Source organism: Streptomyces alfalfae, from assembly GCF_004127445.1.
In the GTDB taxonomy this organism is placed as follows: Bacteria; Actinomycetota; Actinomycetes; order Streptomycetales; family Streptomycetaceae; genus Streptomyces; species Streptomyces alfalfae.
Window position 1 is genome coordinate 72,069 of record NZ_QEXM01000042.1, and the last position, 13,110, is coordinate 85,178.

At 71.2% G+C, this 13,110-nt stretch carries 13 protein-coding genes; 5 read left to right on the forward strand and 8 right to left on the reverse strand.

Going from position 1 to position 13,110, the window contains the following annotated elements:
• Positions 1-157: 157 nt before the first annotated feature.
• Together DCW30_RS22030 and DCW30_RS22035 are read right to left on the reverse strand one after the other, a co-directional pair.
• Complete coding sequence (locus tag DCW30_RS22030) at positions 158-1,198, reverse strand: zeta toxin family protein (protein ID WP_076685498.1); 1,041 nt, start codon at positions 1,196-1,198, stop codon at positions 158-160.
• The gene (locus DCW30_RS22035; protein ID WP_076685499.1) at positions 1,195-1,497 is read right to left on the reverse strand and encodes a hypothetical protein; all 303 of its coding nucleotides are present in this window, start codon (positions 1,495-1,497) and stop codon (positions 1,195-1,197) included. Before DCW30_RS22035 ends, DCW30_RS22030 begins: the two co-directional genes overlap by 4 nt.
• A 618-nt stretch (positions 1,498-2,115) precedes the next feature.
• Between DCW30_RS22035 and DCW30_RS22040 the strand changes: the two genes are divergently transcribed.
• A complete protein-coding gene (locus tag DCW30_RS22040; RefSeq protein WP_076685500.1) occupies positions 2,116-3,261 on the forward strand; it encodes a phosphotransferase in 1,146 nt (381 codons plus the stop codon).
• On the opposite strand, the gene DCW30_RS22045 is transcribed toward DCW30_RS22040, so the two are convergent.
• Positions 3,252-3,947, reverse strand: coding sequence for a TetR/AcrR family transcriptional regulator (locus DCW30_RS22045; protein WP_079250069.1), 696 nt, complete (start codon positions 3,945-3,947; stop codon positions 3,252-3,254). The genes DCW30_RS22040 and DCW30_RS22045 overlap by 10 nt on opposite strands.
• Positions 3,948-4,066: 119 nt before the next feature.
• Between DCW30_RS22045 and DCW30_RS22050 the strand changes: the two genes are divergently transcribed.
• Positions 4,067-6,157: a HelD family protein gene (locus DCW30_RS22050; protein ID WP_076685501.1), complete on the forward strand. Its 2,091-nt coding sequence runs from the start codon at positions 4,067-4,069 to the stop codon at positions 6,155-6,157.
• A gap of 13 nt (positions 6,158-6,170) precedes the next feature.
• Here the strand turns inward: DCW30_RS22050 and DCW30_RS22055 are convergent, their stop codons facing one another.
• On the reverse strand, positions 6,171-7,652 hold the full coding sequence (locus tag DCW30_RS22055; protein WP_076685502.1) for a peptidoglycan D,D-transpeptidase FtsI family protein: 1,482 nt from the start codon (positions 7,650-7,652) through the stop codon (positions 6,171-6,173).
• A gap of 96 nt (positions 7,653-7,748) precedes the next feature.
• Positions 7,749-8,693: an NAD(P)-dependent oxidoreductase gene (locus tag DCW30_RS22060; RefSeq protein ID WP_079250070.1), complete on the reverse strand. Its 945-nt coding sequence runs from the start codon at positions 8,691-8,693 to the stop codon at positions 7,749-7,751.
• Positions 8,694-8,825: 132 nt separating this feature from the next.
• On the opposite strand from DCW30_RS22060, the gene DCW30_RS22065 reads away from it, so the two are divergent.
• On the forward strand, positions 8,826-9,845 hold the full coding sequence (locus tag DCW30_RS22065; protein ID WP_418347332.1) for a helix-turn-helix domain-containing protein: 1,020 nt from the start codon (positions 8,826-8,828) through the stop codon (positions 9,843-9,845).
• Here the strand turns inward: DCW30_RS22065 and DCW30_RS22070 are convergent.
• Entirely contained in the window at positions 9,761-10,435 is a 675-nt protein-coding gene (locus DCW30_RS22070; RefSeq protein WP_076685503.1) for a peroxiredoxin-like family protein, read from the reverse strand. The genes DCW30_RS22065 and DCW30_RS22070 overlap by 85 nt on opposite strands.
• A 166-nt stretch (positions 10,436-10,601) precedes the next feature.
• On the opposite strand from DCW30_RS22070, the gene DCW30_RS22075 reads away from it, so the two are divergent.
• Entirely contained in the window at positions 10,602-11,204 is a 603-nt protein-coding gene (locus tag DCW30_RS22075; protein ID WP_076685504.1) for a TetR/AcrR family transcriptional regulator, read from the forward strand.
• Here DCW30_RS22075 and DCW30_RS38265 read toward each other — a convergent pair.
• Complete coding sequence (locus DCW30_RS38265) at positions 11,118-11,492, reverse strand: DUF6228 family protein (protein ID WP_418347135.1); 375 nt, start codon at positions 11,490-11,492, stop codon at positions 11,118-11,120. The two genes, DCW30_RS22075 and DCW30_RS38265, sit on opposite strands and share 87 nt — an antisense overlap.
• A 22-nt stretch (positions 11,493-11,514) precedes the next feature.
• Complete coding sequence (locus DCW30_RS22085) at positions 11,515-12,414, reverse strand: alpha/beta fold hydrolase (RefSeq protein ID WP_076685505.1); 900 nt, start codon at positions 12,412-12,414, stop codon at positions 11,515-11,517.
• 85 nt (positions 12,415-12,499) lie between these two features.
• Between DCW30_RS22085 and DCW30_RS22090 the strand changes: the two genes are divergently transcribed.
• Positions 12,500-13,093: a TetR/AcrR family transcriptional regulator gene (locus tag DCW30_RS22090; RefSeq protein ID WP_076685506.1), complete on the forward strand. Its 594-nt coding sequence runs from the start codon at positions 12,500-12,502 to the stop codon at positions 13,091-13,093.
• Positions 13,094-13,110: the final 17 nt, after the last annotated feature.

Here is a 13,110-nt window from a genome sequence, read left to right on the forward strand (position 1 = left end):
GGAGGAGACCGCCTGGGATGTGCTCGATCTGGTCACATGGGCCGGCCCCGACCACCCCTCGCAGACGGGCAGTCAGGGCCCGCGCGGTCATGCGACCCCGCTGCTGTGGAGCATTTGATGACGGTGCACGTATGGCAGCGGTCCGAGGCGAGATCGCCTATTTCCGTGGCCCTCGGCGCTGCTCGGGCCCGGACTGATATGCCTCCGGGCGGGACTGGTTCGCTGGCTTTGCTCCGGAAGCGGAGGGCCGCCCGCCCGTAGTGGTACTGCGGGCGCGTGCAGCCGCCGAGGAAGGCCGGGCTGGTCCCAGACCTGCGCGGGCTGCGGGGGGCAATAGCGGCAATGCCTGCGTTTCGATTGCTGCGAGGCGGGCCGGCCAGTCACCACCGAGGCTGCGGCTGGCTTCCCGCAGCCGCAACTGTGTGGTGACGAATCCGCTGCTCTCGGCCTCTGTCCAGGATCGGGTGCGTTCGCTGTCCAGGCTCTGCCGCAGGCTCGTAGGGTTGGCCCATGTCCCTGAGCTGTCCAGAGCGTTGCTGTAGCGAGGTTTGGTCTCGCCGCGTCGGTAGACGCTGGCCAGGTCGACCAGCTTGCCGGCGTCGACACGATCGGCCAGGTCCAGGATGCCACGGTAGGACTCGTCTGCGTTGGCCTGCACAGTGAGCCGTCCCTGGCCCTGGTCGGCTAGTTGCTCGAAGTACCGCGCAATAATCCCTTGGTTGCTCATCGCCCGCGGTACCCCCATGAATAGAGCCTCGATGCGTGCACCGGATTCCCGGTAGGACCGCATCTTGTGCTCGACGGCCTCAGCGTTCTGGGAGGTCTCTTGAATGATCGCGTGCAGGCCGTGGTCGCGGACGTACTGCTCGGCTTGCGCCATCCATGCCCGCCCGTCGGCGCGCGTGTAAGCGGCCATGAGAGTGTCGTCCTGAGCCATCAGCTCCGCATACGCCGGATGGTACGGCTTGTAGAGGTCGCTATCGACATCCACGAATCCGCCGTGCCGGTTGAGTTGCGCGGCCATCATTTCGGTGACCCGGCTCTTACCGGCGCCGGGTTGGCCGATGAGGAAGACGATCGTCGGCGTTTCGTGTGGCGTCCGTCCCTGGAGCAAGTCCGGCACGATGCGCTCACGGAAGATGCGCTCATTCTCTGCCGAGGACAGCTGGTACCGCTCGGCTTCACTCGGGTCTGTCACGCGATGCCTGCCACGACGTCACGGGCGAGCTGCGCGTAGTGAGCGCGGGCTGCTGCGATCTGTTCGTGATCAGACGAGCGCAGGCTTTCGCGTGCGCGGGCCAGCCGGGATTGGGCGGCGCGGGCGTTGTCGATGACGTCCTGCTCTGGAGCGTCCTTGGTCTCTTCGGCAGAGATGACCGCGCTGTAGGCGCCCACCACCCTGTTGATCGCCTCGATCGCCGCCTCATACGCTGCCGTTTCCTCATTGGACCACTCGTACGGGCCCAACTGGTCGCTGACGGAGATGCCGTTCGACATGATCACTCCCTTTGTGTTCGCGTATCCACATTCTCGTCGGACACGGGTGGATGCGGGGCTGCATTCAAGATTCACTTGCCCCGTCGGCTCCGGCGCCGTCCTCAGATACATCCCTGGGTCGGACAGGCCGGGCTCTTGCGTCACGTCGACGGTCTCGATAAGGGCGCCCAAACATCACGGCGTCCAGCGCGTCGGCCAGCTCCGGGTGTATGGCGCGAAGGCGGTCCCGTTCGGCCCACGGGTTCGCGGCGCTGTCGCGCACACCGGTCATCGGTGACGAGAGACAGGCAGCCACTACAACACCCCTCCAGGCAGCCACCGTACGCCGAGCCCCGGGCGGGATGAGGCCGTAGTCGGTCACTCCTCTCTGGCCGAACAGTGGCCGTCCCACTGTCGGCTGGAGAGTCATCCCCGTCAGTGTGGACCACGTCGGATCGCCGGGCCAACGGATCCCTCGTGCGTTCGTCGACGGGCATGCGTCCGGACGTGTGAACGCATTGGTCACCTCTGGGGGTTGTGTGGCCGGACAGTTGGGGGCAACGGCAGTTGAACTGTGGATCACAGTAGTAACCTGCTCCCCTTCCGCACCCTCGGGTCAGTCCTGGCTGAGAGCACGTCATGCCACCATCCGCAGCGCCTACCGCGGCCCGCGAACTCGCCGCTCGGGTCAGTGGCGACGAGAAGTTCCTCATCGGGCCCCTGAAGGGCTACCACCACGAGACCTACGTGTTCCCGCTGCCGCATGAGCCCGGGACGGTCGGAAGCGGCCGCTGGAAGTGCCGTGAGCCCCGCAAGGACCTGCTCTACTTCGACCGGCGCTGCTTCAGGTCGGAGGAGGAACTGCTGCGGGCGCTTGACGGCCGCATCAGCAGGATTCCCGAGGTCATCGATGTCGGTGAGTGCGGCCTTCAGCGGTTCATCGAGGGCGGCACGCTCGGTTCACGCCACACGTTCGACGACGTCATCCCGCGGCACCTGCTCGCCCAGATCGCGGAACTCTTCGGCGAACTGGGCCGGGTCGACCACCAAGAGCTGAAAGCCGAACGCGACTGCGCCGCGGAGGACCGGCCGGCCGACGGGGACACAGCCGGGTTCCTGGAGCGGCTGATCTGCTTCACAGAGGAAAGGGTCTACCTCGGCAACGCGCGGAGATTCGGCGGACTGTTCCACTCGCTCGGCATCAGGCCCGACTGTTTCGGGAAGCTGCGAGAACGCGTCGCGGGCATGAGCAGCCGCCCCTTCTCACTGCTCCACGGAGATCTGCACCGAGAGAACTTCATCGTCGACCCCGAGGGCCGGCTCTGGACCATCGACTGGGAGCTGGCAATGATCGGCGACCCTCTGTACGACCTGGCCACCCACCTGTATCTCATGCGGTACCGGCCGGACCAGGAAGCCGATGTCATCCGTTCCTGGCGCCATGCCGTCGACGACGCGAGGCCGGGGAGCTCCGACAACTGGCGGGACGATCTGCCTCGCCTCCTCGACTACAAAAGAGCGCAGTCTGTTTTCACGGACGCCATCCGCGCCTCACTCACCCTGGATCTACGCCAGGGCTTCGCCGACCGTTCGCTCTTCAGGGCCGCCGAGAAGATCCGTACCGTCCTGGTCGCCGCCGGGCCCGCGCTCGGCATGACGAGTGTGCCCGCCCGGGCCCGCATCGTGGAGGCGCTGAGGAAGTGGGCGCACGCCGATGAGAGCAGGCCCACGCCGACGCGACGCGACGCGGGCGGGGCGGCAGGTTCAGGGTGGCGTCACGCGTAGCGCGCCAGGCCCGACCTGAGTTGGGTGAACGCCCTGTTCGCTGAGGTCACCGCGTCCGGCCAAACCGCCGCCGCGCTCTCGCCCGCCTTGATCCTGCGCATGTTCTCCTCCGCGAGGACGCGCCGCACGGTCACGATCTGGCCGGCGGCGAGGCGGGCTTCGAGGGTGTTGCCGCCGTGTGCGGTGAGCAGTGCCTCGGCCAGGGCGCGCTCGGAGCGGTCCTGGTAGGCGTACAGGCGGGCCACCAGGGCCGGGGTGCCGTAGAGGAGCCGCAGGTAGGCGAGGACTCCGGGGGCGTCGTTGAGGCCGGTCACCGGGTCGTGGCGTTCCAGGCCGTCCAGGAAGTGGCGTTGCAGCGCGTCGAGCGCGGGCCGCTTGGCGGGGCGGTCGGCGACCACGCGGGCGGCCTCGTCCTCGTGGTCGGCGAAGCGGTGGAGGACCAGGTCCTCCTTGGACGCGAAGTAGCGGAACAGGGTCGGCTTCGAGATCTCGGCCGCCGCTGCCACCTCCGCCACGGACACCTTGTCGTAGCCCTTCTCCAGGAAGAGGGCGATCGCCGCCTCGGAGATCGCCTGGTAGCGCTGGGCCTTCTTGCGTTCCCGCAGGCCGGGCAGGCCGGGGGAGGGGGAGGCGAGGGTGCCGGCGCCCGTGCCCGTCTCGGCGCCGTTGTCGTCTTCCGTGGTCATGAGGGGAGTGTAGGCGGCGGGTGAGACCCGGTTACGGATATAGACGTTATCCGGTAACGGCACTGCGTAGAAGCGTTACCTAGTTACAAATATTACCGGGTTGCGTTAGTCTCGCTCCCATGACCCACCCCCGCCCCGCGACGACGACGCCCCCTCACCCTCCGGCCTCCGCGACCGCCCTCACCGAGGAGCGCCGCTACCACGACATCTGCCGCGCCGCCCTCCGCGGCATGGTCGACGGTGCCCAGGAGCGCGTCGTCACCGGCGCCGACGTGTCCGCGTCGGGCGCCGACGCCGAAGTGCTGGGGTACCGGTTCCGCAGTCACGCCAAAGCCCTGCGGGAGCTTCCCGAGGCGCCGCTGTTCTTCGGGCGGCTCGACTTCGGGGACGAGGGGGCCGGGGAGCACCGGCGGCAGCGGTACTACATCGGTCGGCTGCGCATCACCGAGGACCCCGCCGCGCCCCCGCTGGTGGTCGACTGGCGGGCGCCCGTCTCGCGGGCGTTCTACCAGGCAGGCGCCCGCGACCCGCAGGGCGTCGCCGTCCGGCGGCGGTTCGGCTGGGCCCCCGGCAGCAAGGGCGACTCCGCCGACCTCACCGGCATGGAGGACGAACCCCTCGGCGCAGGCCGAGGCGAACGCGTCGCGGCCCACGCCCGCCCGCAGGGCAGCCGCATCGTCGCCCGTGAGATCGAGCGGCCCCGCGTCGGCCCCATGCGGGACATCGCCGCCACCATCCAGCCCGAGCAGGACGACCTCGTACGCGGGGAACTCGCCGCCTCCCTCTGCGTCCAGGGCGCCCCCGGCACCGGCAAGACCGCCGTCGGGCTGCACAGGGCGGCGTATCTGCTCTATACGCACCCCCAGCGCGTACGGCGTTCCGGGATGCTCATCCTCGGGCCCAACCGCACCTTCCTGCGCTACATCGCCGAGGTGCTGCCCTCGCTCGGCGAGAGCGGCGTGCGGCAGTCCACCGTGGCGGACGAGGTCGGGCGGCACCCCGTGCGCGCCCGTGACGACGAGGCCGCCGCGGTAGTCAAGCACGACGCCCGCATGGCCGAGGTGCTGCGCCGCGCGCTCTACGCCCGCGTCGCGCCGCCCACCGGCGACCTCGCGGTGCCCGACGGCTCGTACCGCTGGCGGGTGCCGCTCGCTGACCTCGCGGGCATCGTCGCGGCCGTGCGGGACGAGGAGCCGCCGTACGCCACGGGGCGTGAGCGGGTGCGCAGCAGGGCCGTGCGGCTCGTGCGGGAGCAGGCCGAGCGGCGTTCGGGGCCGCGCGACGGCACCTGGCTGCGGAAGATCTCCGGGGCCCGCGCCGTCAGCGCGTTCGTCGACGGGAGCTGGCCCAGGGTCAGGGCAGACGAGGTCCTCGCGGTGCTGCTCGCCGACCCGGCGGCGCTGGCCGAGGCGGCTGACGGAGTCCTCGACGCGGACGAGCAGCGGGCGATCCGCTGGGCCCACCCGCCGCGCTCGCACAAGTCGGCGAAGTGGACCGCCGCCGACCTCGTGCTGATGGACGAGATCGAGGGGCTGCTCGAACGGCCCGCGGGGTACGCGCACATCGTCGTGGACGAGGCGCAGGACCTCTCGCCGATGGAGTGCAGGGCCATCGCGCGCAGGGCGGACTTCGGCTCGCTGACGGTGCTCGGCGACCTGGCGCAGGCCACGACGCCCTGGGCGGCCCGCGGCTGGCCCGAGCTGCTCGGCCACCTCGGGAAGCCGGAGGCCGAGGTCACCCCGCTGACCACCGGCTTCCGCGTGCCGAGGGCGATCATCGGGCTCGCCAACCGGCTGCTCGGGCAACTGGACGTCGACGTGCCGCCCGCGCGTTCGATGCGCGACGACGGGGAGCTGACCGTCCGCGAGGTGCGGGACGTGGTGCCCGCCGCGGTCGAGGCGGTGCGCGCGGCGCTGGGGCGGGAGGGCTCCATCGGGGTCATCGCCGCCGACCGCTCGGCCGAGCGGCTGCGCGCGGCCCTCACCACCGCCGGCATCGCGACGTCGACCCCCGACGAACCGGAGGCGCGCGTGAGCGTCCTGCCCGCCTCGCTCGCCAAGGGCCTGGAGTACGACCACGTCGTCGCCGTCGAACCCGCCGAGATCGCGGAGGCCGAGCGGCGCGGGCCGCACCGGCTGTACGTCGTGCTGACGCGCGCCGTCTCCCGCCTCGACGTCCTGCACAGCAGGCCGCTCCCCTGGCAGGAGTGAGGCCGCCCCCGGCTCAGCGCTCCAGGACCGCCTCCATGACCGCCTTGGCGATCGGCGCGCCCAGCTTGCCGCCCGCGATCTCCGAGCGGGGGATGTCCATCTGGGACGGGTCGACGAAGACCGCGACGGCGACCGGTGACCCGCCGTCGCCACCGGGGGACTTGGCGTAGGAGACGAACCAGGCGTACGGCCGCTCGTCGTTGACGTCCGCGCCGTGCTGCGCGGTGCCGGTCTTGCCGCCGACCGTGACGCCGTCGATCCTCGCCTTGTTCGCGGTGCCGTTCTCGACGGTGTTCTCCATCATCTCCTGCACCTTCTCCGCGGTGTCCTCGGAGACGGCCTGGTTGAGCTGGTCGGGCTCGGCCTTCTCGATCGTGGAGAGGTCGGGGCCGCGCAGCTCCTCGACCAGGTAGGGCTTCATGACCTTGCCGTCGTTGGCGAGGCCCGCCGTGACCATCGCCATCTGGAGCGGAGTGCTGGTCAGGCTGCCCTGGCCCATGCCGGTCAGCGCGGTCTGCGGCTTGTCGAGGTCCTTCGGGTAACTGCTCGCGACGGCGCGTACGGGGACGTACTGCTGTTCGTTGAAGCCGAACTGCTCCGCCGTCTCGCGCATCTTGTCCTTGCCGACCTTGTCCGCGAGGTCGAGGAAGACGTTGTTGCAGGACCACTGCATGCCGGTCTTCACCGAGACCTTGTCGCAGTTGGAGTCGGGCACGTCGTTGCCGATGCGGGTGGAGCTGAGGGGCAGTTTGTACGGGGTCTCGGCGTCGGTCGGCTCGTCGATGTCCGTCACGACGCCGTGCTCCAGGGCCGCGGCGGCGGTGAGGATCTTGAACGTGGAGCCGGGCGGGTAGATCTCGCGCAGCGCGCGGTTGCTCAGCGGCTTGTCCTTGCGCCGGTCGAGCCGCTTGAACTCGCGCCCCTCGTCCGCCGAGATGCCCGCGAAGACCGAGGGGTCGTACGAAGGGGTGCTGGCCAGGGCGAGCACCTTGCCGCTGCGGGGGTCGAGCGCGACGACGGCGCCCTTGGCGTTCAGCTTCACCAACCCGTCGTACGCGGCCTTCTGGGCCTTGGGGTCGATGGTGGTGACGACGTCGCCGCCCTGCTGCTTCTCGCCGGTCAGCATGTCCAGGGTGCGCTTGATGAAGAGCCGGTCGTCGTTGCCGCTGAGGATGCCGTTGTGGACGCCCTCCAGGAGGGTGGCGCCCTGGGCCTGCGAGAAGTAGCCCGTCACCGGCGCGTACATCGGGCCCTCCTTGAAGGTCCGCTTGTACGCGAAGTCGGTGCCGGACGTCTTCTTCGAACCGGTGATGGACTTGCCGCCGACGATGATGTCGCCGCGCGGGTGGGAGAACGCCTCGATCTGCACGCGGCGGTTCTTCTCGTGGTTCGCCAGATCGTCGTTCCGCGCGAACTGCACCCAGGTCGCCCGCAGCAGCAGGGCCAGCGTGAGGATTCCGCAGAAGACGGCTATGTGCCGCAGCGGACGGTTCATGGTGGCTTCCCCCCGGGTGCCGGCGACGGTCGGACAGTCCTCATTATCCTGGACGTCTCCGCCCCGGCCCGGGGTGGAATTCCCCGATCCGGCGTGTCAGCGGGCGGACGGGCCGCGCAGCACCTCGATCACCCCGGCATAGCTGTCGGACCCGTGGCCCGCGTCGGCGGCGCGCCGCATCGTCGACCTGATCAGCTCCGGCAGGGCGTTGTCGACGCCGCGCGCCTCTGCGGCGTGGATGAGGTGGCCGATCGCCGCGATCTGCACGTCGACGGTGGCGTCGTCCCCCGGATAGCGCCCGGCGTCCACCTGCGGCGCGTACGTCGTGAGGAACAGGGAGACGGCGCCGTTCAGCCAGCGCAGCGCGACCCGCGTGAAGTCCGTGGCGGACGTCCCGTCGGCGGTCACCAGGGCGGTGCCGTGCAGCCAGCCGGTGAAGGCGGCCCACATCAGGCCGAGCAGGGCGGAGTCGTAGAGCGAGGCGAGGCCGGGCGCGGACCCCAGGTGGAGCGGGTCGCCGAGGGCCGCGAGGACCGGGCGGTGGGCCGTGAAGACGTCCTCGGAGCCGCTGTAGAGGAACATCATCTCGGGGTTCCCGACGCCCGGCGGGGTCGTCATGATGCCGCCGTCGAGGTAGCCGGCGCCGTGCTCCTCGGCCCAGGCCGCCATCGCCTCGGCCTGCTCGGGCGCGCCGGACGTGAGGTTGACCAGGGCCTTTCCGGTGAGCGCGCCCGCTTCGGCGAGCGGGTCGAGGACGGTGTGCAGGGCGTCGTAGTCGAGTACGCAGGCGAGGACGAGCCCGCTCGCGGCGACCGCGTCCGCCGGGGTCCCCGCCACCCGTGCGCCCCGGTCGGCCAGCGGCTTCGCCTTCTCCGGCGAGCGGTTCCAGACGGTGACGGGGTGCCCGCGGTCGAGCAGGGCCGAGGCGAGGGCGGAACCCATGAGGCCCAGGCCGATGACGGTGACGGGGGTGCGGGCGGGGGTGGCCGCAGGGCTGTTGTTGTCGGCGTTCACGGGACGGCTGTTGCTGTCGGCGTTCATGGGGATCACGCTCGCAGGGCGTGGCGACGCCGAACAGTGACAGTGATGACGGTGCTCACCAAATTCCTGCCACCGGGGCGCCGGGTGACCACGGCCTCGTACGCTCACGGCATGAGCGCTGGTTCCGTGGCGGTGGTGGTGGCCGACGAGATCGGGTTCCCGTCCTGGGACCTGTACGAACTGAGCATCCCGATCACGGTGTTCGGCAAGCCGCAGCCCGACCTCTGCGACCCCTGGTACGACCTGCGGCTCTGCTCGACCGGCCGACCCGACCCTGCCGACGCCGACTTCGGCCTGGCGCTGCGCACCCCATACGGCCTCGAAGGGCTGGCCGGCGTCGGCACCGTCGTGGTGGCCTCGGTGCCGGACGCCTGCGTCGACGAGGGCGCGCCGCTGCCGGCCGGGCTGGCCGAGGCCCTGCGCGCGGCCCACGCGCGGGGCGCCCGCATGGTCTCCCTCTGCACCGGCGCCTTCGCGCTCGCCGAGGCGGGCCTCCTGGACGGCCGCAGGGCCACCGCGCACTGGATGCACACCGCCCAACTGGCCGCCAGATACCCGAAGGTGGAGGTCGACGACTCCGTCCTCTACGTGGACGACGGCTCCGTCCTGACCAGCGCGGGCATGACGGCGGGCCTGGACCTCTGCCTGCATCTGGTCCGCCGCGACCTCGGCGCGCACGTGGCGAACCAGCTGGCCCGGCGCATGGTGGTCCCCGCCCACCGCACCGGCGGCCAGGCCCAGTTCATCGACCTGGCGGTGCCGGAGACGGACGACGCGGGGCTCGGCCCCGTACTGGAGTGGGCCCGCGGCCGTCTGGACCGCCCGCTGACGGTCGACGACCTGGCGCGCAGGGCGGCGATGAGCCCGCGCACCTTCTACCGCAGGCTTCAGGCGGCCACGGGCACCACCCCGCTGCAATGGCTGCTCAACCAGCGTGTCGCCCGCGCGCAGAGCCTCCTGGAGTCGACGGACCTGCCGGTCGAGAAGGTGGGCGAGCTGAGTGGCCTCGGCACCGCCAACAACCTCCGCCACCACTTCCTCAAGCAGGTCGGGGTGGCGCCGGGCGACTACCGGCGGTCCTTCTTCGGCTCGGGCCCCGTGAGGGAGTCGAGTGCGGCCAGGATGTCGGAGGGCTCGGCCCGTACGGAGTAGTCGGCGTCGACGAACGCCCAGCGGATGACGCCCGCACGGTCGATGACGTAGGTGGCGGGCAGCGGCAGGGTGCGGGCGTGGCCGGCGTTCACGCGGTGCAGTTCGAAGCCGAGGCGGTCGTAGAGGGCGCCGAGTTCATCGGAGAGGTCGAACGCGATCCCGTACTGCTTGGCGACGTCGGAGCCGAGGTCGCTGAGGACGTCGAAGCCGAGCCGCTCCTTCTCGGTGAGGGTCAGGCTCTCGTCGGGGATCTGCGGGGAGACGGCCACGAGGCGGGCGCCGCGGGCGGTGAGGGCGTCGTGGTGCTGCTGGAGGGCGCGCAGGGCGAGGTTGCAGTAGGGGCACCAGGCGCCGCGGTAGAAGGTCAGGACGACGGGCCCTTCGGCCAGGAGGGCGTCGAGGGAGACCTCGTCGCCGGTGGCCGAGGGGAGGGTGAAGCGGGGCGCCCGGTCGCCGGTGGTGAGGGCGTTCTCGGCGATGCGGGTGGCGAGCAGTTCGGCGGCGCCGCGGTCCATGACCTCCAGGACGTCGGCGGGCAGCTTGCGGTGGCCGTTCTCGTACAGGTCTCGGAGTTCGTCCCTGAGCGTCATGGCGGTGGGCCTTCCGTGTGTGGGCGCCCGCTGGGAAAGGGGCGCGCACCGGGTGCACGCCGAACTTGGAACGCCCGTTTCAGGATCTTCAGCATGGTGAGGTCCCGGGAGGCCGTCAAGGGGTATCTTGAAATCAACGTTCCAAGAACGCGGGAGCCCCGAACTCATGCCCGACATCAAGCACTTCGACCCGGACGAGGCGCTGGACCGCGTCGTCCGGCTCTTCTGGGAGCACGGCGCCGCCACGACGTCCATCCAGGCCGTGGCGACGGCGACGGGCCTCAACCGCTCCAGCCTGTACGCCACCTTCGGCGGCAAGCGGGAGCTGTACCTCGCCGCCCTGCGCCGCTACCTGCGGGACCACTCCCACCGGGCGTTCGCCTTCGTGGCCGAGGACGGCCGGGGGCTCCCCGCGATCCGCGAGTTCTTCGCCGGGCTCATCGAACTGCGCTGCACGGGCCCTTACGCGGGCTGGGGCTGCATGGCCGTCAACGCCCACGCGGGCGGCGAACGGGACGACCCCGAGGTGCGGGGCCTGCTCGACGACCACCACGAGCGGCTGCGGGGGGCGATGTGCACGGCACTGCTGACGGCGCGTTCGCAGGGGGACCTGTCCCCGGGGGCGGACGTCGACGCCGCCGCCGAGACCCTCGCGCTCCTCGCCTACGGGGTGAACCTGCGCTCACGCGCGGGGGCGGAGGCGGCGGGGCTGCGCAGGACGGTGGACGTGGCGCTGGGGGCGGTCGGGGCCATGGGGGCGTCGGGATGAGGGCGTCACCGGTGCCCTTCGGCGAGGAGGGCCCGGACGCCGACCGCGAGGGCGGTCATCTGCTCGCCGGCCTCCAGCCAGGTCGTCACCGAGGCTCCCCGGCCGCCCGCGTCCCGCGTCCCGCGGCCACGGCCGCACGGCCCAGGTCGGCCCGACCTGGCCACCGGGCCGGAAGGCCGCTGACACGGCCGGATCGCGGTCGTGGTTCCACCAGCTCCGTCCGCCGTCCCACCCCCCGGTGGTCGGCGGCGGGTTCGCCGCCCTCTCGACCTGGCCCCCCACGGCCACGGGGCTCGCCCCGGCCGGAGCGCTAACGGCCGCCGAAGAAGTCGGTGAGGGCGGTGGCGACGGCCTCGGGCTGCTCCTCGGGGATGTAGTGGCCGGCGTCGGGCACGATGACGCCGGTCACGTTCTCGGCCCACGGGCCGATGGAGGCCGCCATGTCCGGGATCGAGCCGTGGCTGCTGGAGATTCCGAGGACGGGCACGGCCAGGCGCCGTCGTTCGAGTGCCGCGCGGTTCCGGCGCGTGGACTCGGCGGCGTCGCGGTAGTAGGCGAGGCCGGCGCGCAGGCCGCCCTCGGCGGCGAGGGCCGCGCCGTAGTGCGTGAGCTCCGCGTCCTCGAACGCGTCGGGCGCCAGGGACTTGGTCTTCAGGAACCAGCTGACGTACTCCCGTTCCCGGCCGCCTATCAGCGTCTCGGGAAGGCCGGGCACCACGTGGAACGCGAAGTGCCAGGTCTTGAACGCCAGAGCCGGGTCGAGGGGGATCGCATCCGGCAGGGTGACACCGGGAATGCCGGCGTCGAGCAGCGCGACCCCGTGCAACCGGCTCTCGTGGTTCAGGGCGAGGGAGAAGGCGACCCAGGCGCCGATGTCGTGCCCGGCGAGCCAGTAGTCCCGCACGCCGAGGGCGTTCACGGCGGCCTGGACGTGCGCGGCGACCGTGTGCGTGTCGTAGCCGCGCTCCGGACGCTCGGAACTGCCCTGGCCCGGCATGTCGATCGCCATGACCCGGAACCGTTCGGCGAGAGCGGGCATGACCTTCCGCCAGGCCCACCACGTCTGCGGGAACCCGGTGAGCAGCACGACGGCCGGCCCGTCCGCCCGGCCGCCTTCGACGACGTGCAGGCGGACGCCGTCGGCGTCGACCCAGCGGTGCCTGAACCCGGCCAGGTCGTGCAGGGGCAGGGCGGGGACGGGGTTGGTCATGTCAATCCTCCATCGAGGCGGGTGGACCGTGGTGCGACGCTAACACGTCTTGAACTGATCAGTTCAAGATGGGAGGATGGGCCGCATGGCAGGCAAGAAGCAGTTCGACATGGACACGGTGCTCGACGTCGCGATGATCCAGTTCTGGCGCTCCGGCTACGCCGGCACCTCGCTCGACGACCTGTCCCGCGCGACCGGCCTGAACCGCAGCTCGATCTACTCCTCGCTCGGCGGCAAGGACGGGCTCTTCCTTCGCTGCCTGGATCGCTATGCCGCGCGCTACGGCGACAAGTTCGACGCCGCCCTCTCGCGCGCGGCCGATGACCCCGTCGCCGCCGTCCGTGCCTTCTTCGACGTCACTTTGGGGCGCATCGCCGACCCCGCCGTGCCCGACGGGTGCCTGATGGCCCAGTCGGTCATGGCGGGCCCGACGCTGAGCCCGAGCGTCGCGGAGCACGTCAAAGAGCTGTTCGGCCTCCAACGCCCGCGCCTGCGCGCCGCGCTGAAGGCCGGCGGAATGTCCGACGAGGACGCCGAGGACTTCGCCGTGCACGTAGCGGCCGTGAACCAGTCCCTCGCGGTGATGGGCAGGGGAGGGGCGAGCCCGGAGGAACTCCGGGCGATCGTCGACGTGACGGTCGACGCGGTCGCGCGTCGTGCTCGGCCGCACGGGAGTTGACGTGGTGTAGCGCACTT

Excerpts from the sequence above, each read along its gene's own strand:
- DCW30_RS22035 (WP_076685499.1), bottom strand. The coding sequence starts at position 1,497 with ATGTCGAACGGCATCTCCGTCAGCGACCAGTTGGGCCCGTACGAGTGG.
- DCW30_RS22040 (WP_076685500.1), top strand. The coding sequence starts at position 2,116 with ATGCCACCATCCGCAGCGCCTACCGCGGCCCGCGAACTCGCCGCTCGG.
- DCW30_RS22045 (WP_079250069.1), bottom strand. The coding sequence starts at position 3,947 with ATGACCACGGAAGACGACAACGGCGCCGAGACGGGCACGGGCGCCGGC.
- DCW30_RS22050 (WP_076685501.1), top strand. The coding sequence starts at position 4,067 with ATGACCCACCCCCGCCCCGCGACGACGACGCCCCCTCACCCTCCGGCC.
- DCW30_RS22055 (WP_076685502.1), bottom strand. The coding sequence starts at position 7,652 with ATGAACCGTCCGCTGCGGCACATAGCCGTCTTCTGCGGAATCCTCACG.
- DCW30_RS22060 (WP_079250070.1), bottom strand. The coding sequence starts at position 8,693 with ATGAACGCCGACAGCAACAGCCGTCCCGTGAACGCCGACAACAACAGC.
- DCW30_RS22070 (WP_076685503.1), bottom strand. The coding sequence starts at position 10,435 with ATGACGCTCAGGGACGAACTCCGAGACCTGTACGAGAACGGCCACCGC.
- DCW30_RS22075 (WP_076685504.1), top strand. The coding sequence starts at position 10,602 with ATGCCCGACATCAAGCACTTCGACCCGGACGAGGCGCTGGACCGCGTC.
- DCW30_RS22085 (WP_076685505.1), bottom strand. The coding sequence starts at position 12,414 with ATGACCAACCCCGTCCCCGCCCTGCCCCTGCACGACCTGGCCGGGTTC.
- DCW30_RS22090 (WP_076685506.1), top strand. The coding sequence starts at position 12,500 with ATGGCAGGCAAGAAGCAGTTCGACATGGACACGGTGCTCGACGTCGCG.